This is a genomic window from Paractinoplanes durhamensis (assembly GCF_016862175.1).
GTDB lineage: Bacteria > Actinomycetota > Actinomycetes > Mycobacteriales > Micromonosporaceae > Actinoplanes > Actinoplanes durhamensis.
Genome location: NZ_BOML01000035.1, coordinates 1 through 20,772 on the forward strand (window position 1 = coordinate 1; position 20,772 = coordinate 20,772).

18 protein-coding genes are annotated in these 20,772 nt (G+C 70.0%); 9 read left to right on the forward strand and 9 right to left on the reverse strand.

The window, feature by feature from the left end; genetic code table 11:
* Window positions 1-16: 16 nt before the first annotated feature.
* Entirely contained in the window at window positions 17-727 is a 711-nt protein-coding gene (locus Adu01nite_RS21335) for a CPBP family intramembrane glutamic endopeptidase (protein ID WP_203728684.1), read from the reverse strand.
* A gap of 138 nt (window positions 728-865) precedes the next feature.
* On the opposite strand from Adu01nite_RS21335, the gene Adu01nite_RS21340 reads away from it, so the two are divergent.
* Window positions 866-1,687: a CAP domain-containing protein gene (locus Adu01nite_RS21340; RefSeq protein WP_239132595.1), complete on the forward strand. Its 822-nt coding sequence runs from the start codon at window positions 866-868 to the stop codon at window positions 1,685-1,687.
* A 1-nt stretch (window position 1,688) separates the two neighbouring features.
* Here Adu01nite_RS21340 and Adu01nite_RS21345 read toward each other — a convergent pair whose 3' ends face one another.
* The 3 genes from Adu01nite_RS21345 to Adu01nite_RS21355 all read right to left on the reverse strand — a co-directional run bounded on the left by Adu01nite_RS21345 (window position 1,689) and on the right by Adu01nite_RS21355 (window position 5,659).
* Window positions 1,689-3,044 (reverse strand): hypothetical protein, encoded by a 1,356-nt coding sequence (locus Adu01nite_RS21345; RefSeq protein ID WP_203728685.1) that lies wholly within the window; start codon window positions 3,042-3,044, stop codon window positions 1,689-1,691.
* Window positions 3,045-3,171: 127 nt separating this feature from the next.
* Entirely contained in the window at window positions 3,172-4,155 is a 984-nt protein-coding gene (locus Adu01nite_RS21350) for an ABC transporter substrate-binding protein (protein ID WP_203728686.1), read from the reverse strand.
* A 157-nt stretch (window positions 4,156-4,312) separates the two neighbouring features.
* Window positions 4,313-5,659, reverse strand: a complete 1,347-nt coding sequence (locus Adu01nite_RS21355; RefSeq protein WP_203728687.1) for a PQQ-dependent sugar dehydrogenase — start codon at window positions 5,657-5,659, stop codon at window positions 4,313-4,315.
* 174 nt (window positions 5,660-5,833) lie between these two features.
* Here Adu01nite_RS21355 and Adu01nite_RS21360 point away from each other — a divergent pair, with 174 nt between their 5' ends.
* Window positions 5,834-7,318, forward strand: coding sequence for an alkaline phosphatase PhoX (locus Adu01nite_RS21360; protein WP_203728688.1), 1,485 nt, complete (start codon window positions 5,834-5,836; stop codon window positions 7,316-7,318).
* 71 nt (window positions 7,319-7,389) lie between these two features.
* On the opposite strand, the gene Adu01nite_RS21365 is transcribed toward Adu01nite_RS21360, so the two are convergent.
* Window positions 7,390-9,807 carry a penicillin-binding protein gene (locus tag Adu01nite_RS21365; RefSeq protein ID WP_203728689.1) on the reverse strand — a complete coding sequence of 806 codons (2,418 nt, stop codon included), beginning with the start codon at window positions 9,805-9,807 and terminating at the stop codon, window positions 7,390-7,392.
* A gap of 128 nt (window positions 9,808-9,935) precedes the next feature.
* Complete coding sequence (locus Adu01nite_RS21370; protein ID WP_239132596.1) at window positions 9,936-10,943, reverse strand: sensor histidine kinase; 1,008 nt, start codon at window positions 10,941-10,943, stop codon at window positions 9,936-9,938.
* 229 nt (window positions 10,944-11,172) lie between these two features.
* Here Adu01nite_RS21370 and Adu01nite_RS21375 point away from each other — a divergent pair, with 229 nt between their 5' ends.
* Window positions 11,173-12,198, forward strand: a complete 1,026-nt coding sequence (locus tag Adu01nite_RS21375) for an alpha/beta hydrolase (RefSeq protein ID WP_239132597.1) — start codon at window positions 11,173-11,175, stop codon at window positions 12,196-12,198.
* Window positions 12,199-12,291: 93 nt separating this feature from the next.
* Complete coding sequence (locus Adu01nite_RS21380) at window positions 12,292-12,714, forward strand: hypothetical protein (RefSeq protein WP_203728690.1); 423 nt, start codon at window positions 12,292-12,294, stop codon at window positions 12,712-12,714.
* A 48-nt stretch (window positions 12,715-12,762) separates the two neighbouring features.
* Here the strand turns inward: Adu01nite_RS21380 and Adu01nite_RS21385 are convergent, their stop codons facing one another.
* From Adu01nite_RS21385 to Adu01nite_RS21395, 3 genes are all read right to left on the reverse strand, one after another.
* Window positions 12,763-13,317, reverse strand: a complete 555-nt coding sequence (locus Adu01nite_RS21385) for a Uma2 family endonuclease (protein WP_203728691.1) — start codon at window positions 13,315-13,317, stop codon at window positions 12,763-12,765.
* A 76-nt stretch (window positions 13,318-13,393) separates the two neighbouring features.
* Window positions 13,394-15,061, reverse strand: coding sequence for an aminotransferase class V-fold PLP-dependent enzyme (locus Adu01nite_RS21390; protein WP_203728692.1), 1,668 nt, complete (start codon window positions 15,059-15,061; stop codon window positions 13,394-13,396).
* A 48-nt stretch (window positions 15,062-15,109) separates the two neighbouring features.
* Window positions 15,110-15,898 carry a DUF4142 domain-containing protein gene (locus Adu01nite_RS21395; RefSeq protein WP_203728693.1) on the reverse strand — a complete coding sequence of 263 codons (789 nt, stop codon included), beginning with the start codon at window positions 15,896-15,898 and terminating at the stop codon, window positions 15,110-15,112.
* A gap of 158 nt (window positions 15,899-16,056) precedes the next feature.
* Between Adu01nite_RS21395 and Adu01nite_RS21400 the strand changes: the two genes are divergently transcribed.
* From Adu01nite_RS21400 to Adu01nite_RS21420, 5 genes are all read left to right on the forward strand, one after another.
* Entirely contained in the window at window positions 16,057-17,172 is a 1,116-nt protein-coding gene (locus Adu01nite_RS21400; protein ID WP_203728694.1) for a DUF805 domain-containing protein, read from the forward strand.
* An 11-nt stretch (window positions 17,173-17,183) separates the two neighbouring features.
* A complete protein-coding gene (locus tag Adu01nite_RS21405) occupies window positions 17,184-17,636 on the forward strand; it encodes a DUF4334 domain-containing protein (protein WP_203728695.1) in 453 nt (150 codons plus the stop codon).
* The gene (locus Adu01nite_RS21410; RefSeq protein WP_203728696.1) at window positions 17,636-18,685 is read left to right on the forward strand and encodes an NAD(P)-dependent alcohol dehydrogenase; all 1,050 of its coding nucleotides are present in this window, start codon (window positions 17,636-17,638) and stop codon (window positions 18,683-18,685) included. Before Adu01nite_RS21405 ends, Adu01nite_RS21410 begins: the two co-directional genes overlap by 1 nt.
* A 64-nt stretch (window positions 18,686-18,749) precedes the next feature.
* Complete coding sequence (locus tag Adu01nite_RS21415) at window positions 18,750-19,820, forward strand: D-alanyl-D-alanine carboxypeptidase family protein (RefSeq protein ID WP_239132598.1); 1,071 nt, start codon at window positions 18,750-18,752, stop codon at window positions 19,818-19,820.
* Window positions 19,821-20,265: 445 nt separating this feature from the next.
* Entirely contained in the window at window positions 20,266-20,694 is a 429-nt protein-coding gene (locus tag Adu01nite_RS21420; RefSeq protein ID WP_203728697.1) for a hypothetical protein, read from the forward strand.
* Window positions 20,695-20,772: the final 78 nt, after the last annotated feature.

Below are 20,772 nucleotides of genomic sequence, written 5' to 3' on the forward strand. Positions count from 1 at the left end.
CCCTGTTTCGTAGGGCCTAGGCGAAGCGGGTGGCGGCCAGGGCCGAGGCGGCCAGCAGGCCCAGGCCGTTGGTGGCCCAGTGCAGGGCGGCCGCGGCGAGCAGGCTGCCGCTGCGCCGGCGCAGCTCGCACAGCAGCAGGCCGGCCACCGCGGTGAACGCGACCGCGCCGAGCACGGCCAGCACCCGGCCGGTGGCGCCGGAGCCGAACGCCGAGCCGACCGCCTGGTTGGCGCTGTTGAGGCGCAGCGACGGCAGGATGTGCCACAGGCCGAACAGGACCGACGAGGTGATGCTGGCCCAGGTGGCGCCGCGGTGCCGGTTGATCAGGCCGAGCAGGACGCCGCGGAAGGCGATCTCCTCGAGCAGCACGGTGCCGAGCGGCACCACGATGAACGCGGTCATCAGGGCGGCACCCGGGTGCAGGTGGTAGCGGACGTCCTGGAAGGCCGGCCGGGTCAGCGGCAGGGCGATGCCGATCGCGTAGACGACCGCGACCGCCAGCACCGCACCGACCGCGTATTTCAGGCCGGGCAGCAGGGTGCGGCGGGACAGGCCCAGATCGCGCCAGGTCAGCCCGGCCCGGCGGGCGATCACCACCAGGATTCCGGCGACGAGCGGGCCGGCGACGAGACCGGTGTGCCGGGGGCCGAACTTGCCGGCGACGTTGACCGCGGCCAGGACCAGCACCACGGCACCGAGGATCAGAGCGAGACGGCGACCAGTCATAGGCGACAAACAGTACCCACGGTTCGGCTTACGCCCGCCTGTGCCGATCTTTAAGGACTCCTGAAGTGGCGTGCGGGCCGGAGCGAATCCCCGCATAGTGGGCCGTCGCCCCACGACAACAGATCGACGAGGATTACTGTGCTCACGCGCCACCGCAAGCCCACCCGGACCCGCTACGTCGTCATGGCCGGCGTCACCGTCGCCCTGCTCGGCGCGACCGGGGTCGGGGTCGCCTCGGCGCGGACGTTCAACCGTCCGCATCAGGCCCGTCCCGCCGCCGCATCGCTCGGCCCGGCCACCACCGAGGCCCTCGCGGGCCGGCACCGGCCGCGACCGACCTACTCCCCCACGGCCACGCCGACCACGACGAAGCCGGGCACCACCGCCCCGACGACGCCGCCGGTCGACCCGCCGACGACGGAGCCGGGCACCACGCCGCCGACCACCGAGCCGGCCGCCACCACGCCGGCGACCACCACGCCGACCACGGCTCCGACCAGCGCACCGGCGACCGTCGCGCCGACCACGAACCCGGCCACCGACCCGGTCATCGCGGCGGCGCTGGAGCACATCAACGCCGCGCGGGCCGCCAACGGGGTGGCCGCGCTGACCCTGAGCCCGGAGCTCTCGGCGGCCTCGGTGGCGCACAACGCGCTGATGGCCGGCGGCTGCGGCCTGTCGCACCAGTGCCCCGGCGAGGCCGGCCTGGGTGATCGGTTCAGCGCCGCGGGCGTCTCCTGGAACGCCGCGGGCGAGAACATCGGGCAGGGCAACGCGTCGAACACCAACGCGTCGATCATCGCGGCGGCCAACGGGCTGACCGACCTGATGATGGCCGAGGTGGCGCCGAACGACGGGCACCGCAAGAACCTGCTGAACACCTCGTTCAAGCGGATCGGGCTCGCGGTCACCCGCGATTCCAATGGAAAGGTCTGGTTCACCCAGGACTTCGTGAACTGACCTATCGGTCGAGGCGGCGGCGCACCAGCACCAGGGTGATCACCCCGAGGAACAGCAGTGCGCCGCCACCGGTCCCGATCGCCGCGACGTTCGCCCCGGTCACCGCCAGGACACCGGCCTCTTCCGGGCGATCCTGAGCGACCGGCGCGCCCCAGCCGGAGACCGGCACCTCGTCGCGAGAAAGCCAAACCGGCGCGGGCGGAGCCGACCCGAGCGGAGCCGACCTGGGCGGGGCCAGGGCCGCCGGAGCCAGAACGGCCGGACCGAGAGAGGCCGACGCGGACAGGTAACCCAGCGCGACGTCCAGCACGTGGACCCGCCCGAGCGTCACCTCGAGCCGCAACGCCGCCACCTCGGCGCGCCCACCCCGCTCGGACACCTCCTCCCGCGGTTCCCCGATCGACAGCCGCACCCCCAGCAGCGACAGCTGGTCCCGCTCCGACACCCGCTCGAGCACACTGAGCCCGACGCTGTTGTTGTCGTTGCTCAGCGTTGCCATCGACTTGCCACCGGCGGTGACGGCGAGGGTCGCCGGCCGATAGTCGATCCGCGGCCGCCCACCGTCGGCGATCACGGTCAGCGTCGGCTGGGTGAGCACCTTCACCGAGATTTCCTGCGGCGTCCCGCCGAACAGCGTGAGGTCGGTCAGCGCGATCCCGGCACTGGCCGCGACCCCACGCCGCCCGCCGGGCAGCCGCACCAGATCGGTGGCACTCCGCGTCGACCCGCTCGGCCCGAGACGCAACAGCGCCGTCCGGCGGCCGCCGCCCAGGAGGGCGACGCCGGTGAGCATGGTTCCGGCCCGGGTGAGGGGTCCGGCTTCCGTGCAGCTGTACGCGTCGGTCCAGCGCGCGTCGGCGACGGCTTTCCCGAGCGAGACGGTCGCCAGCCCGCCCGCCTCCAGCTCGGCCAGGCCGACCGTGGTGTCCCCGGCCGCCTCCCCGGGGGCGACCCGTTCGGCGGTGGTCCGGGCCGACGGCAGGCCGGGTAGTTGCAGGCCGGCCAGCTTCGCGTCGGCATACCGTCCGGTCGCGACGGTCTTGCGCGTCTCGGCGGAACTGTCCACGGTGCCGCGTGCGCTGGCCAGGCGTACATCAAGAAGGGGTGGAATTTCGGGGTTTCGGGCGTCGAGGGCCGTGATCTTCACGAGATCGGCCTGCGACTCCGCGGTGAAGCGGGCACAGCCGTCCGCGGCAGCCGGCACGGCGGACGGAACGGCAGGTGAGGGCGCAGCGGCCGCCGGCGCCGCGGGCAGAGCGGCGGCGACGGCGGCCAGAGCGATGAGGGCGGGAACGGACGCATGCTGCTTCCGGGCCGGCGAGACACGGGTCGGCGAGACACGGGCTGGCGAGATCAAGCCTTCTCCAGACAATCGGATACGCGAGGGTTGTCCGGATTGCTTATTGAGAGGGTGATCTACCGGTAGCGGTCAAGTGCGCACTGTCTCGCCATCGGCACAAACGTGCGTTTTACCCAAAACGGTCTTATCTGACCTTCTTGGACCCGCGGAGGAAGCCCGCCAGCTGCGTCATGTAGGCCGCCTGGGAGACGTAGTCGAGGCCGGACGAGCTCCACGGGTGGATCTGATCGGCCTTGACCGCCGCGGTCGCCGCGATCGTCGGCTGCTTGAGCAGTTCGGCGGTCTGGTAGCCGGTCGCGTTCAGCAGGAACACGTCGCCACCGATCTTCCCGGCGTTCTCCCAGCTGTAGTTGCCCCAGTAGAAACCGTCCGGCGTCGGCTTGAAGAAGTCGACCCCGGTGTCGGCGTAGAGCCGCAGCGCCGGGTCGTCCTGTGCCTTCGCCACGCTGACCCCGTCGGCGTCCGCGTAGAGCGCGGTGACCTGCACCTTGCTCTCGGTCGCGGCCGCTTTCAGGTCGGTCTTGGCCGCGGTGTAGGTCTTCTCCGCCGCCGCGACCTTGTCGGCCGGCGCGCCGAGCGAGGTGGCCAGCTCGGTGGTCCGCTTGATCACGCTCGCGCCGTCGCCACCCATCAGGATCGTCACGATCGGAGCGATCTTGGCGATCTGGGTCTGCTGCGCCACGTCCTTGAAGCCGTAGTCGGGCTGGGTCTTGTCGATCGTGCCCTTCTCGTCGGTCGGGTAGACGTGCGCCACGATGAGCTCGGGCGCGGCCGCGGTGAGCTTCTCGATGTCGATCTCGCCGAAGGTCGCGCCGACCTCGGTGACCTTGGACGTGTCCAGGCTCTTGAAGCGGTCGTCGTTCTTGATCGACGAGTAGCCCCAGGCGGCGACCGGCGTGATGCCGTACTGCATCAGCGACACCACGAGCTCGTTGAGGCCGGCCACCCGGGCCGGCCGGTGATCGAGGGTGACGGTCTTGCCGAGGTCGTCGGTGAAGGTCCACGGGCCCGCTTCGGCCGCGGCCGCGGCCGACCCCTCGGTGGAGCTGGAGCAGCCGGTGAGCACGAGAGCGGCGGCGGCCAGCATCGCGATGACTATCTTCTTCATGGGGGGCTTCCTCCGGAGGGTTCAGTTGTCTTCTCCGGGGACAACGAGCGGGGTGCCGGTCACGGGATCAGGAACCACACGGGCGTGGAGGTCGAACGCGCTGACCAGCACCTCCGGGGTGAGCACCGCGGGGCTACCCGTCCGCACGTGCCGGTGATCAAGACCCCGCGACGCGGTAGACGGCGCCGGCGAGGTCGTCGCTCACGTACAGTGCGCCGTCCGGGCCCTGCACCGCCGCGACCGGCCGCCCCCAGCGCGAGCCGTCCTTGTTCTGGAAGCCGGTCAGCAAGGTCTGCTGGGCGCCGAGCGTCCCGTTGCGCCAGGGGAAGAACGACACCTCGGGCGCGCGCGGCGGCTTACGGTTCCAGGATCCGTGGATGCCGGCGAGCGCTCCCTCGCCGTACGCTCCGGGAAGCCCCGGCGAAACCGCGAAGCTCAACCCCAGCGGCGCGCTGTGCGCGCCCATCCCCTGCTCGACCGGCGCCAGCTTGGCGCAGTCGAGCTTGGACCCGTCGGCGTTGGTCTGCAGGTCGCGCACGAACGGCCGGGCGGTGTAGCTCAGCGGCGAGTCCTTCTTGCCGGGCTGCAGATCGGGGTCGGGGTTGCAGTACGGCCAGCCGAGGTCGCGGCCCTGGGTCAGCTTCGCGAGCGGCTCGATCGGGTGGTCGTTGACGTACCACGTGAGGACATCACCCTGGTCGGAGCCCTCGTAGGGGTATTCGATGTTGTCCCGGTTGTTGACCGCGGTCCAGACGCCACCGTCCGGGTCGACGGCCAGCCCGGTGCCGTTGCGCACGCCGCGGGCGAAGGTGGTGGCCGGCCCACCACCCGGCGGCACCCGCAGGATCGAGGCCCGCTCGGGTTTCGCGTCCCGGTCGTCGGCCGAGATGTTGCCGGTCGAGCCGATCGAGACGTAGATCGCGCCGTCCTTACCGACCGCGACGCTCTTGAGCGCGTGCGCGTAGGCGCCGCCCAGCTCGGGGCTCTTCGCGTCGGGCAGGCCGCCGGCGACCACCTTCTTGCCGGAGAGCGCGCCGTCGTTATAGGCAAAGCTGTCGACCTGGTTGCTCTCGGCCACGTAGAGGGTGTCGCCGGCGAAGGCCAGCCCGTGCGGCTGGGTGAGGCCCTCGACCAGGGTGCGCTGGGCCGGTGGCGCGTCGCCCTGGCCGGGCACGAGCTCGACGACGTCGCCGATCTTGGGCCGGGAGACGAGCAGCCGCTTGTCCGGGGTCCAGGCCAGCAGCCGGGCGCTGGGGACCCGCGCCCAGACGGTGACCGTCCAGCCCGGTGGGGCCTGCAGCTGCCGGGTCTGGTCGAAGGGCGCGGAGCCGGTGCCGGCCAGGGCGCGCACGGTGGTGCCGGTCAGCTCGGGCGCCGGGCCGCTCGACGGCGGCACGGTGGTCGCCGGCTCGGCCCCCTCGGCGCTCTCGTCCGAGGAGGAGCATGCGGCAGCCAGGGTGAGCGCCAGACTGCCGGCCAGCAGAGCACGTACCACGGTCGTCATGCTGCATCTTTACCCGTCACCGGCGTGTCCTGCCAATTCCAGATAAGGCACCCCTAAGTCAGCCGGACCATACGCCGTGGTCACCCGCCGTTTCCCGTAATGTCGTTCGAGGGCCAGAGCCAAAATGGATAGTCGGTGGCGATCGGTAACTCGAAAAATCAAAGGGGAAATCGGATGACCCTGAGTCGTCGTCAAATTCTTGCCGGTGGCACCGCGGGTGTCGGCCTGACCGTCGCCGGCTCGCTGCCGACCCTGGCCGAGCCGGCCGCCGCACACGGTTCGAGCAGGTCAAAAGGGCGGCCGTTCCCGCCGCTGCAGGACGACCCGAATGGCATTCTGGCGCTGCCGGCCGGCTTTTCTTACAAGATCGTCACCCGCGAAGGTGTGAGTGAGCTTTCCTCGGGTCAGGGAAAGACGCCCGCCTATCACGACGGCACCGGAGTGGTCGGCGCCGGGCGCAACCGGCTGACCGTCATCCAGAATCACGAAATGACCCCGCACATGTCGACATACGGTGTTCCGCACATCGCCGGAACCGTCTACGACCCGGGTGCGCCGAACGCCGGCGGCTGCACGGTGATCACCACCGACGGCAACGGCAAGGCGACCGCCGAGTGGGTCGGCATCTCCGGCACGGTGCGCAACTGCGCCGGCGGCGTCACCCCGTGGGGCACCTGGTACACCTGCGAGGAGACCTTCATCAACGCCGGCACGGCCTGGACGGCCGGCACCGACACCGGCACCTACGCCAAGGACCACGGGTACGTCTTCGAGGTGCTCACCGGCGACTCCCAGCACCAGCTGCCCAAGCCGATCAAGGCGTTCGGGCGGTACGAGCACGAGGCGCTCGCCGTCGAGCCGAGCCTGCAGCGCGTCTACCTCTCCGAGGACGCGAGCGGCCCGACCGGCCTGTTCTACCGCTGGACCGCGCCGCACGGCGTCCGGCTGCGCGAGGGCGCCGCCAACTGGCTCGGCGACACGGCCGGCAAGCTGGAGGCGATGCAGATCCGCCTCGACGACGGTTCGGTGCTGCCGGACGTTGCTTATCTGACGTCGGCGCAGCTTGGTCGCCCCTTCAAGGTGACCTGGATCGAGGTGCCGGAGCGGGACGCGAAGACCACCCCGATCCGCAAGCAGTTCGCCGACGGCACGGTCACCCGCGGCAAGAAGTTCGAGGGCGTCTGGAGCACCGGCAAGGGCTGCTACATCGTCAACAGCTTCGCGTTCGCCGACGCCGACCTGCCCGCCGACGCCACCCGGCACGACGGCATGGTCTGGTTCTACGACTACGCCGACCAGACGATCACGCTGACCACGTACTTCCCGCACAACCCGGCGGCGGCGACCGAGGGCGCGTTCCCGAAGTACGCCGACCTGACCTTCGACGGCCCGGACAACGTGACGGTCACGCCGTGGGGCACGCTCGTGCTGGCCGAGGACGGCGTCCGCGCCTCGCACGTGCTGAGCTCGGTGCCGGGCGGCCCGACCTACGCGATCGCCCGCAACCAGATCAGCAACGGCACCGCGAACGGCGCACCGACCTATTCGGAGTTCACCGGCCCGACCTTCTCGCCGGACGGAAAGGTCCTTTTCGTCAACATCCAGGTGCCGGGCATCACGCTGGCCATCACCGGCCCCTGGGAGAAGTACCTCGGTTGATCGACGAGCCGGCGGGCGGGCTCCCGCCCGCCGGCAAATCAGTTACCTAGGTACCGGCCCCGCCGGGAAGGTCAGCGCCCGGGTGGTCGTCCCGGTGTCGGTGGGGTCGGCGCCCCGGGCGTGGCGCCCTTGCCGTTGCTCACCTGGATGACCACCACGCCGCCCTTGATGGTGCGGCCGCTCGGATCGGTGCCGGCGGCCGTGCCGGCCGGGCACTTCGAGTCGACCTGGCCGTTGGCGACCCAGACCGAGAAGCCGGCGCCGGCGATCCGGCTGCGGGCCCGGCTCACCGTCAGGCACTCGACGTCCGGGATCGACCGCTGGTCGCCGATCGCGATCTTCCGGCTCTCCGGGCGCTTGAACTGGATCTTCGGCTTGCCCTTCATGTAGTCGCCCAGCGTGTTCCAGACCGCCGGGTTGACCGTGGAGTGCTCCATGTGGTCGCGGTGCGCCTGCCAGTCCGGGTTGACCAGGTACCCGGCCACCACCAGCGAGGTGGTGCCGGCGATCAGCGCGGCGGTCTTGTCGGCGTCGGTGGTGCCGGTCTTGCCGAACACCGGGTGGCCGACCACGCCGCGGGTCGCCCGGGCGGTGGCGCCGTTGCAGCTGCCGAGCTGGGCCGAGTCGCCGACCGGGCAGCGGGTCGCGTCGAGCGCGGCCCGGGCCACGTCGGGGCTGGTGGCGCGGGTGCACTGCGGCTTGCCGACGTCGAGCTTCTCCCCGCTGATCGTGGTGATCTGCTCGATCGGGGTCGGCTCGCAGTACATCCCGTCGCCGGCCAGCGTCGCGTACGCGTTGGCCATGTCGAGCGGGGTGGTCGACGAGACGCCCAGGGTGAACGCGCCCCACTGGTGCGAGTTGCCCGGCTGGGCCAGCACGGCGTCGCTCGGCGCCCGGAACTTCACACCGAACCGCTTGGCCACGCTCACCACGTTCTCCGCGCCGACCCGCTCCTCCAGCGGCACGAAGAACGTGTTGATCGACTTACCGAAGCCGGTCCACATGTTGTAGACGCCCTCGCCGCCGCCGCCCGAGTTCTGCGGGCACCAGAAATGCGTACCCTCGCAGGCCGAGTCGCTGCTGGAGCTGATGATGTAGCCGGACTTGTACTGCTTCTCCGCCTTGATCGTGTAGGCCAGCGGATAGCCCTTCTCCAGGGCGGCCACCATGGTGAACATCTTCATCACCGAGCCGGCCTGGTAGCCGGTGATGTCCCCGCCGCCGGTGAGCAGCGGGTTGGTGGTGTTCGGGTAGGTGCCGCGGATGCCCTTGCGGGCCTTCGCCGGATCGGACGAGATCTTGTTCGCCGGGTGGGCCTTGTCGTCCAGCTTGAACCGGCGGTTGGCGGCGAGCAGCCGCACCTTGCCGGAGCCGGGTGCCACCGCCGCCAGCAGCAGGGCGTTCTTGTTGCCGTCGGAGATCTGGTCGGAGACCCGCTTGCGGGCGTCCTTCTGGGCCTCGACGTCCAGCGTCGTGGTGATCCGGTAACCACCGGACTTCAGCCGGCGCTCCCGGTCGTACGCCGTGGCGCCGAACTCCTCGCGCCCCAGCCACCAGCGGTAGAAGAAGTCGCAGAAGAAGCCCCAGTCGTTCTTCGCCACCGCGACGCAGCCGTTGCTGATCTGCCGCACCTGCTTCGGGATCGGCTCCTTGCCCGCCTTGTCCGCCTCGGCCTGGGTGATCGCGCCGGTCAGGACCATGCCCGGCAGAACGTACGCGTTGCGCCGCTGCCGCAGCTCCTCGTAGCCCTTGGCGGTGGTCGGGTCGTACCACGACGGCGCCCGCACGATGCCGGCCAGCATCGCGGCCTGGCCGATGGTCAGGTCCTTCGGCTTCTTGTTGAAGTAGACCTGACTGGCCGCGAAGATCCCGTACGTCTGCTTGCCGAACGGCGCGATGTTCAGGTACCGCTCGATGATCTGGTCCTTGGACAGCTCCTTCTCGAGCTGCATGGCGTACTTCATCTCGGTGACCTTGCGCTGCGGCGTGTCCTTGGTGGCGTCGACGACCTCCTGCGGGTTGGTCGCCGAGTAGGCCAGGGACATCCGGACCAACTGCATGGTGATGGTCGAGGCGCCCTGCTTGGAGGACTTGCCGTTGTTGTTGCTGACCAGCGCCCGGGCGACACCCTTGATGTCGACACCGTTGTGGTTGGGGAACTCCCGGTCCTCGGCCGCGATCATCGCGGCGGGCATGTACTTCGAGATGTCCTTCAACGCGACGTCGCTGCGGAACTCGTCGTAGAACTGCGCGATCTGCGTCTTGTTGTCGGACGCGTAGATGCGGGTGATCTGCGGCGAGCGGAACTGCTTGATCTCGCTCGGCAGGCTCGCGAACGCCTGGTTGCCGGCCCGCGCCGCCAGCCCCGACATCGCGGCCACCGGGAACACCGCCGCCGCGACGACGACACCGGTCAACAGTCCGCAGATCAGGAACGCGGACACATTGAAAAAAATATTGTGATCGCGACGCCGCAACCAGGAACTCACCGCTCCACCACCCCGTGACCCAGCGCTCGATCGACCCGGTGCACAACCGGGCTCGCGATGATAGCGAGCCGCGTCAATCACACCTCACCCTGTCAAGTGAGGCAATCGGGGTTTCTGATGCCAAAGAGTTACTCTGCGCGACCGGGCGCCGGAACCGGGAACGTGATGACCATGGCGAGGCCCGGCTCGCGGGCCTCGGCCGCGGCCTCGCCACCATGGGCGACGGCCAGCTGCCGGACGATCCAGAGCCCGAGCCCGACACCCTCCGGACCGCCGACCGCGAACTGTCCGAACAGGGTCGAGCGCAGCTCGTCCGGGATGCCCGGCCCGTGATCGCGCACCTCGAGGCGGTCGAAACCACCCTCCCGGGCGAATCGGATCACCACCGGCGGCTTGCCGTAGCGCAGCGCGTTGCCGACCAGGTTGACCAGGATCTGCTCGAAGCGCTGCTTGTCGACGCAGACCACCAGGTCGTCGGCGACGTCGATGATCAGCTCCTGGTCGATGCGCACGTAGACCAGGGCGTCCTGCACCAGGGTCCGCGCCCGCACCTCGCGACGGTCCAGCTTGAGATGACCGGTGCTGTCGATCCGCTGCATGTCGAGCAGCCCGTCGGCCAGCCGGAAAACCCGTGCGGTCTGCCGCAGGGCGGCATCGACCATCCGCTCCTCGTGCCCGGTTGCGCTCTCCTTCAATTCTTCGAGCGTCATGCGTACGGTCGAGAGCGGTGACCGTACGTCGTGGGCCAGGGTGTTGACCATCGCGGAGCGCCACTGCTCGATCCGGGCCAGGCGTTCCCGGTCGTCGCGCAGGTGGCGGGCCTGCGCCTCGACGAGCAGGGCGACGGCGACCGCGACCGGCATGAAGATGAACGCGCTGCCGACCACCATCGGCGGCTGGTGGGTGACGATCAGCGGGACGAGGTAGGCGGCGGTGGCCGGCGCCGCGTAGGCGAGCAGGATCCAGCGCGGGAAGTGCAGCGCCGCCCACGCGTAGAGCAGCACGAGGAACGGCCCGGTGCCGCCCGCGATGCCGCCGAACGACCAGGTGGCGAGCCCGAGGACGGCGAACCCGAAGAGGCCGAGCAGGGCCGGGGCGTTCCGCCGCATCCGGTCCCACGGCACCAGCAGGGCCACGAGCCCGAGCGCGAAGTCACAGCCGGCGACGGTCAGCAGGTTGCCGGCGTGGCCGGGATCGTTGCCGATGGCGGCGACGCCGAGCAGCCCGGCCAGGAGAAAGAGTGCACCGGCCTGCCGGGCCGCCGTGCGCGACCCGGTCCCGAGCAGCCGAAATAACCCTTTTCGCCGGATCGCTCAACTTTAAAGGGGCGCCTTCGGCGCCTGGGGCCGAACTACGCTGGCGATCGTGCTGCCATGGGATCACGAGCTCGCCGGGGAACTGCACCACGAGACGATCGAGTCGGAGCTGCTGCGCGGCAATCCGCTCGGCGATCCGCACGTGCGGCCGCTGTGGGTCTACACGCCGCCCGGCTACGAATCGGATGATCGGCGCTATCCGGCGATCTACGTGATCCAGGGGTACACCGGGCACATCGGCATGTGGGCCAACCGGACGCCGTTCCGGCAGCCGTTCATCGAGACCGCGGACGCGGTGTTCGCCCGAGGTGAGGCGCCCGGCTGCATCCTGGTCTACGTCGACGCGTGGACGGCCTACGGCGGGTCGCAGTTCGTCGACTCGGCCGGGACCGGGGCGTACCACTCGTACCTCTGCAATGAGGTTGTCCCTTGGGTGGATGCGCACTTCCGGACGATCGCGGCGCCGGCGTCCCGCGGGATCAGCGGGAAGTCGTCCGGCGGCTTCGGCGCGATGATCACCCCGATGCTGCGGCCCGATCTGTTCGGCGCGCTCGCCACCCACGCCGGCGACGCCCTGTACGAGTACAGCTACCTCAACGAGTTCGCCAAGACCGTGCGGGCGCTGCGCGATTACGACCACGACATCCTGAAGTGGTGGGCGGACTTCCGCGGCCGTACCCCGTTCACCAAGGAGCACGACCAGCTACTCGTTCTCACCCTCGGCTGCGCCGCCGCCTTCTCCCCCGACCCCGACGGCACCCCGCGGCTGCCGGTCGACCCGCGCAGCGGGGAGCTGATCCCCGAGCTGTGGGAGCGCTGGCTGGCGTGGGACCCGATCCGGATGATCGACCGGTACGCCGACGCGCTGCGCTCCCAGCGGGCCATCTGGATCGACGCCGGCACCCGCGACGAGTGGTTCCTCGACCTGGGCGCCGAGGCGTTCCGGCAGGGCCTGGCGCGGATCGGCGTCCCCGACGAGCGGGTGCACTTCGAGCTGTTCCCGGCGGCGCACGGCGGCATCGACTACCGCTACCCGCAGGCGACGGCCTGGCTGGCGCACCGCCTGGAGCGCTGAGCCGAAAGCGGTGGCAAAAGTCCGGTTCGTCAGACACATCCCCCTCCCCCGTGATGGCCTGGTCGGGTCATGTCACGAAGAGGGAGGACGGACATGCGCACCACGACAAAGCTGTCGATGCTGCTCGGAGCCACGCTTCTGACCGCCGTCATCGGCGCCGGACCGGCGCAGGCGAGCCCAGCACCGCCTCCGCACAACAACCAGGACACCATCGGCTACTTCAGCAACCGGTTCGACTGCGAGTGGGTCGGCCGGCTGGGCGACGCCCAGCACCGCTGGGACGACCCGGACTGCGACCAGGTCAACTGGGGCCCGTACCGCAACCAGTGGGTGCTGAAGGCCGACCGCAACAACAACGGCTGGCCCGGCCAGAACCAGGGTTGGCCCGGCCAGGGCCAGAACCAGGGCCCGAGCCCGAGTTGGCCCGACCAGGACCAGGACCAGAACCAGAACCAGAACCAGGGTCAGGGTCAGGGATGGCCCGGAAACAAGCCCGGCAAGCCCGGAAAGGGCTGATGACGAACAAACCCGGAGGCCGGCCGCCCAGCGACCGGCCTCCGCCGTTCACGACTTGCCCTTCGCAGTGAACTCCGCCTCCAGCTCGGAGAGCCGGACGGTGCGCTGGCGAACGTAGGCTGGCGCGACGCCGCCCGAAAGCGTCAGGCGGTGAAGGTGCACCAACGCGTCGTCGTGCGAACGCTCCGCCGTGCGGTCGACGATCCAGTACTCGGGGATACCGCGCTCCGCATACCACCCGGCCTTCTCGGTGTATTCGCCGTTCGCGGAGTTCTCCGAAACGATCTCGATGATCAGTTGAAAGGCGGAACCAGGCAGGTTGGAGTAGTCGGCGACGTCGGGCGGAAGATCCTTGACCACGCCGAGGTCGGGCAGACGACTGTCCCGCGGCCGATCCCCGCGGATTCCCGTGTCCTGCATGGCTTCGAGGCCGACCGCATCGAGCATGAACATGAGCCGGCGCGCCATCCGCTTATGCCAGTAGGTGGATGGCGTCATGATGACGAGGCTCCCGTCGTGCAGCTCGTAGCGGTATCCCGAGGGCAACGATGCAAGGTCATCGACGTCGAGGTCCTCGATGGGCGGCAGATTGATGCTCGGCATAGTGGCCAACACCCCTTCACCCTACTGGTCCCAAGACCAGATGTCACTAGTCAACTGGCTGCACGCTCACTTCGTCTCACGACCGTAACAGCTGGGCCTCCGCGGACGGCTGAAGGCAGATGTCCGGCAGGAGGAACCAGCGGAGCTTTTCGAAGCTTGGGGGCAGGCCGGGGGCGGTGCCGTCGATCGGGTCGGGGCGGGACTCCATCAGGGCCCGGGCCTCGGCCAGGTGCGAAGGCAGGACCTCCTCGCCCAGCGTGCGCGGGGCGGGTGGGAGGTCGGTGGTCAGGGTCAGGTCCGCGAGGCTGATCGTGGGGGCGGTGTGGGACAGGTGGGTCCAGCGGCCCGTGTGCGGGTTGAAGCGGTAGTCCGGCAGCAGGCGTTCGCCGTGGGTGGCGATCAACAGGACCGCCTCGGCCAGGTAGTCGGCCACCTCGTCGGAGATGAACCAGCCCAGGTTCAGGCGGGACCAACCCGGCTTGATGCCCTCCCAGCCGGCCGCGATCTCGTCGCGGAACTCGCGGGAGTGGGCGTCGTCGATGCCGAGCAGGCGGTGGCCGTACGGGCCGGCGCAGGAACAGCCACCCCTCGTCTGGATGCCGAACAGGTCGTTGAGCAGCGCCACCACGAAGTTGTGGTGCAGGTAGCGGGCGCCCGCCCGGATCTGGAACGACACGATCGGGAGGCGGTCGGCGGTCAGGTCGCCGAGGATCTCGATGCGCGGCTCGGTCGACCATCGGGTCAGCAGGCGCTGCCACAGCTGGTGGTCGCGGGCGCCGATCACGTCCGTACCCACCTCGTCCTTGACCTGGAAAACCAGGCCGGCCCGGATCGACTCGACGATCGCGGGGGTGCCGCCCTCCTCGCGGGCCACCGGGTCGTCCAGGTATTTGTGGCCGACCGGGTCGACGAACGCGACCGTGCCGCCGCCGGGGACGACCGGCACCCGGTTCGTCATCAGCGCGCGCCGCACCACCAGCACGCCGGGGGTCTGCGGGCCGCCGGCGAACTTGTGCGGGGACAGGAAGACGGCGTCCTTGTCGTGCATGCCGATCGGCACGTACGGGCCGGCGGCGGCGTAGTCCCACACCCCGAGGGCGCCGTGCTCGTGCAGCAGGGCGGACACCGCGGTCACGTCGGTGAGGATGCCGGTGACGTTCGAGGCGGCCGAGAACGCGCCGATCAGCAGCGGGCGATCGGCGTACGCAAGAAGGTGTTTTTGCAGGTCTTCGAGGTCGACGTGGCCGGAGGCGTCGGCGCCGATCGGCACCACCTCGGCGATCGACTCGCGCCACGGCAGCTCGTTGGAGTGGTGCTCGTAGGGGCCGATGAAGACGACCGGGCGGTCGGCGCGCGGGATGTGCGCGGCCAGGTCGTAGCGGTCGTCGAGGGCCTCGGGCAGCCGCAGGCCGAGCAGGCCGACCAGCTTGTTGACCGCGGCGGTCGCGCCGGAGCCGCAGAACAGCACCACGTCGTCGGGGCCGGCGCCGACGCTGCGGCGCACGATCGCCCGGGCCTGTTCGCGCAGCAGGCCGGTCTGCGCGCCGGTGGCCGAGGCCTCGGTGTGCGTGTTCGCGTAGCCGGGCAGCACCCGGAAACGGATGAAGTCCTCGACGAAGTCCAGGGCCTGACCGGAGGCCGTGTAGTCCGCGTGGGTTGTCCGCCGCGGACCGTACGGGCCGTCGAGGACCGCGCCGGCGCCGATCAGGCCCCGGCGGATCCGCTCGAGTGAAGGTGCGTTCATGTTCGGAAGCCTGACGCACCCCGGCTGCGAAAACCAGCCCGAAAGAGGTCAGTAACGGTAGCGGCGGTTCCGCGCCGGGCGCCGCCTGCTCACCATCATTCGCCAGGTCAGGAAACCACCGGCGGCGACCGCGGCGGCGAGGACGCCGAGGATCACGTTCGGGTTGGTCGCCGTCGACGACCGCTGATCGGCGACCGACGCCAGCGCGGCGGCGCTGGTGGTGGTGGCGGCGGCCGGGGCGGGCGCGGTCGGCAGCGCGGCGTAGTCGACGATCCCGCTGCTCTCCAGCAGCGTCAGGTGCGTCATCACGAACTGGTTGGCCTGCTGGGCCAGCTTGCGCACGGTGTCGTTGCGGGTCGACGTCCGGATCGTCGCGATCGCCGGGAAGATCTTGCCGTGCGCGGCACGGAGCCGGTCGACGTAGATCTGGTCGAAGTCCTCGCCCTGGGCGTCGCGCATCTCGCCGAGCCAGCCCTGCTGGTCCTTGTTCGGCTGGTTCGGCAGCTTGATCTTGAGCTTGGCCGCGGCCGCCCGGTCGAGCTTGTCGAGCACCACGTGCTGCGCGGCGATGCTCTTGCCGATCTGCTGGATCCGCGGGTCCTTCGACTGCTTCTGGGCCATCTCGCCGGCCGGGATCTCCCACAGGCCGGCCAGCCGCACCTTGATCACGAAGTCGATGTCGGCGTCCGACACGTCGCCCTCGTTGGTGTCGCCGAGCAGCTCGCCGGGCGGCACCGGAACGCCGGGTTCGGCGAACGCGGCCGCCGGCCCCGTCTGGAGCAGGATCAGCGCGCTTGCGGCAATCGCCGGACCCCACACACGACGCCACCACAACATGGGTGCCTCCCTTGGCGTATCGACGGTCGCTGTTGGGAGTCAGTACGCACAGGAAACCGGAACGGATCACTGCTTCACAGAAAAGGCAAGGGACCAAGGTCCCTAATCACCTGTGAGTGGGACAGCTCGCATCGATGTTCACCCCTAAACTGCCGCGAATGAGTGCGTTCATCGGGGGATGGCGGCGCTGCGGGACCTTCACCGGTCGTACCCGTCGCTCGGAATACTGGATCTTCACGCTGGTCAACATCCTCGTCGAGATCGGCCTGTTCGCCGCCACCGCCGGGTCGGCGGCGGCGCTGGACGGCCGGTTCACCGCGGTGCCGGCCACCCTGGAGTTCCTCTTCCTCGGCTACGTGCTGGTGTCGCAGCTCCCGGCGCTGGCGATCGCCGTCCGCCGGCTGCACGACACCGGCTACTCCGGCTTCTACTACCTGATCCAGCTGATCCCGGTGATCGGCGGGCTGATGCTGCTCGTCCAGCTCCGGACCGACGGAACGCCCGGCCCGAACCGCTACGGCCCCGACCCGAAGTCCCGCGAGCCGTACCTGGGTCCGCCGGTGCCGGCCTACGGGATGGGCTTCGCCGGTCGGATGGCGGTGCGGGCCGGCATCGTGGTGGCGATCATCGTGACCTGCTCGGCCGGCGGCGCCATCGCCCTGCACTTCGCCCCCGACCCGGGCGACGACACCCCGTCCGGCCCGATGCACTCGGGCGGGGCGAACGGCGCCGCCGCGATCACCGGCACGGTTCCGGCCGGGTCGAAGCGGAGTACGACCCCGGTCCGAGTGAACGCGGACCTCCTCCGGGTCTGCGACGGCTGGTACTACCCGGCCGCCCCGACGTTCACCGGTCTCTCGCCGCACCCGGCCCTGATCGGCGTGCGCGACCGCACCTTCGGCGACGACCGCCTGGTCCGCCCCAAGCTCCACCTGCCCTACCCGGCCACCAAGCCGCTCAAGGAGGCCTGGTACCCGACCGATCCGACCACGGTGCAGGTGGTGGCGTGCGTGGACCAGGTCGGGTCGGGCGGCGCACGACTGACCGACTGCGCGGTGTCCGAGCCGTCCCCGCAGGCGGTGCCGATGAAGGCCGCGGACTACCAGGTGACCGTGTACGAGGTGGCCACCCGCCGCCGGCTGGCGCAGGAGAAGCTGTCCGGCGCCGAGCAGTCCTGCGGCCTGCTGGTGGTGGTCGGCAGCGACGGCGTCGCGTATGCCGATCTCAGCGACGATCAGCTCATCGGATTGCTGGCCAAATACATCGAGGAGTAGAGAATGTCAGGATGAATGCCCCGAGCAGGTTCGCGGAGCTCCGTAAGCAGGACGGCCGGATCCCCACCGGCGAACTCGACGAGATCTGGGCCGCCCTCCCCGCCGTCCGGGCCGAGGACATCCTCGGCGAGTGGCGCGGCAGCGAGTTCGACACCGGGCACCCCCTCAACGGCCAGCTGGCGAAATCCGGCTGGTTCGGCAAGACGTTCGTGAGCGTGCAGGACGCCAAACCGCTCATCTGCCGCGGCGCCAACGGCGAGCTCTACTCCAACTCCGAGCTCGGCAAGGGCGAGGCCAGCCTGTGGAACATCGAGTTCCGCGGCGAGGTCACCGCCACCATGGTCTACGACGGTCAGCCGGTGTTCGACCACTTCAAACGGGTCGACGACAGCACGCTGATGGGCATCATGAACGTCAAGCGCAACGGCGGGCTGTTCTACTACTTCATCCTGGAAAAGGCCTGATGCGCATCCGGGCGGCCGTCACCGAGACCCGGGGCGCGCCCTTCGTGGTTCAAGATCTGGACCTCGAAGACCCCAGAGCAGACGAATTGCGCGTACGGATCTCCGCCGCCGGTCTCTGCCACACCGACCTCACCATGCAGGCCGTCTGGCCGCGCACGCCGATGGTCTTCGGCCACGAGGGCGCCGGGATCGTCGAGGCGGTCGGCGCCGAAGTGACCGGTCTCGCGCCGGGCGATCACGTCAGCCTCACCTTCCACAGCTGCGGCCGCTGCGCGCAGTGTGCGGCCGGGCAGCCGGCCTACTGCCGCGCGGCGCGCTCGCTCAACACCTCCGGCGGCCGCGGCGACGGCACCACCCCGCTGTCCCGCAACGGCACCCCGGTGCACGGCGCTTTCTTCGGACAATCCAGCTTCGCCACGTACGCCCTCGCCCACCAGCGCAACACCGTCCGGGTGCCGGCCGACCTGCCGTTCGAGGTGGCCGCCCCGCTGGGGTGCAGCGTGCAGACCGGCGTCGGCACGGTGCTGAACCGGCTGCGCCCCGAGCCCGGCGAATCGCTGCTGGTCATCGGGTGCGGCGGGGTCGGGCTCAGCGCGGTGATGGCCGGTGTCGCCGCGGGCTGCACGGTCGTCGCCGTCGACCCGGTCGCCGCCCGCCGCGCCCTGGCCGCCGAGCTCGGCGCGAAGGAGGCGGACAGCGTCGGCGACGTCACCGGCATGCACCACATCGTCGACACCACCGGCCGGCCCGACGTGCTCAAGCAGGCGGTCGGCGCGCTGCGGCCGCTCGGCAACCTGGCCGTCGTCGGCATCGGCCGCGATGTCACCTTCGACATCATGAGCCTGATGAACGCCGGCATCCGCCTGCACGGCGTCCTCGAGGGCGACTCCGACCCGCAGACCTTCATCCCGCAGCTCATCGACCTGCACCGGCAGGGCGTGCTGCCGATCGAGCGGCTGATCACCACGTTCCCGTTCGAGCGGATCACCGACGCGGTCGCCGGCATGCGCGACGGCACGGCCATCAAACCGGTGCTCACTTTCGATTAGGTTGCAACCGGCTCGCTCCGCCGCCGGGACTTGGCTGCACCCGGCGGTAGCCAGTCTCTTCGGGGTGACTACGCGACCCGAGCATCCCAAGAGCGCCCGAGCCCGACGTTTCACCGCAGCACTGATCATCGCGGCGGTGGGGGGCACGATCGCCTCGCCGGCCGGTCCGGCCGAAGCCGTCGTCCCCACCGTCGCCCAGACGTGGTCGACGCTGATGTACCGCAGCCTCACCGCCGACGCGCAGCTCGCCACGCTGCGCCAGACCCTGACCGCCGCCCAGGCCACCTTCGCGACCCGGGTCGGCGAGGTGAGTGCGGCCAAGGCGACCAACGGTGCCGCGCAGGCCCGGCTGACCGCCGCGACCACCGCCGACGCCGACGCCCGGGCCCAGCTCGCGGCGGCCGTGCAGGCGGCCACCGACGCGAAGAAGAGCCTGGCCAAGGCCTCGAAGGTGAAGCCGCGCAGTGCCGCCGCGATCGCCAAGGCGACCGGCGTGGTCAACGCGGCCGTGAAGACCGTGAACACCCGCAAGGTGCAGGTCGAGCGTGCTTCCGGCGTACGCAACGAGGCCGCGACCGCCGCGCGGACCGCGACCACCGGCTTGACCACCGCGATCGCGGGCTGGAAGGCCGCGTCCGTCGCCATCTCGCAGACGCAGGTGCGGATCGCCGGGGTCGGCTCGGCGCCGGTCCTCGCCGGGCAGGCCGCCGCGCTCAGCCAGACCGTCGTCACCCAGATCCGGCCGGCGTTCACCATCGCCGACACCGCCCAGGTGTACGGGGTGACCGTGCACAAGAACGTCGCGTTCGCGTTCCGGCGGATGGTCGACGACGCCAAGGCGGACGGCATCGCGATCTCCGGCGGCGGATTCCGGACCAAGCAGCGGCAGATCGAGCTGCGGACGATCAACGGCTGCCCGGACGTGTGGACCGCGCCGGCGTCGTCCTGCCGGGTCCCGACCGCGATCCCCGGCCGGTCGCTGCACGAGATCGGCATGGCCGTCGACATCACGTCCGGCGGCAGGACACTCACGTCGAAGAGCCCGGCATTCGCCTGGCTGAAGTTGCACGCCGCCGAATACGGGTTCATCAACCTGCCGGCCGAGGCCTGGCACTGGTCGATCACCGGCGGCTGACCACCCGCCCGGGCAAACGGGGGACCTGCGCACACGCGCAGGTCCCCCGTTTTCGTCGGTGGAGGGCCGGGCTCGATCGGGGTCCGCCGACAGGCCAGAGCCGATCGTCCTCCCTCCGGCCACCTTCGGATCGGCCATTCGGACAACGCACTGCGGGGATGAGTGCTATTCATTCACCTATTCGTGAGCGCTGCATTAATGGGCGAGCACTTTAATTCGATCACCGACGATTGCACCGTAGAAACTGTCATTGACGGGAACCAGTTTCCGGGTTAACACTGTTGGTACCTCACAGCCGCATTGCCGGGCTATCCACGGTGACCGCACAGAACCCAGCGTACGAGGCAGTAAGTGCTGACACCACAAATGATCGCCAAGCGGCTGTGCGGACCCCCAGCTCGGTTCAAACCGTAGCCGAGCTCCGCCCGATAACCGGGAGTTCGAAATGATCCGTAAGACTGGTGTTGCCCTGGCTATTGCTGCGGGCGTCCTCGGTGTCGCCGCCCTCTCCACCCCGGCCCTCGCCGCCGCCGAGGACGGCCAGCCCAACCTCGGTGAGTTCGTCCTGTTCGACGCCCAGAACTACGCCGGCAACCGGTACGACACCAACGTGGACGTCGTCGCCTACACCGGCAAGGTCTTCAAGTCCGCAGCGGGCGTGGCGGCCGGCGCGGTGAACGACAAGGCCCGCAGCATCGCCAACTACCACCAGACCAAGTACGTCCACACCTACATCAACTTCGGCGGTGCCGCGGGCGGCGGCGGCGCGTACATCACGGTTCTGCCCTACCAGCAGACGTCGGGCAGCCTGAGCTGGGCCTACTACGACCTGGAGAGCTTCGACCTGGCCCTGAGCGGCCACGAGTTCATCTGAGTCGGTAACGGAGACAGCCACCCGAACGACAGCCCGTCCGGCATTCCCGGGCGGGCTGTCCCCCGGCAAGGAGTCGTC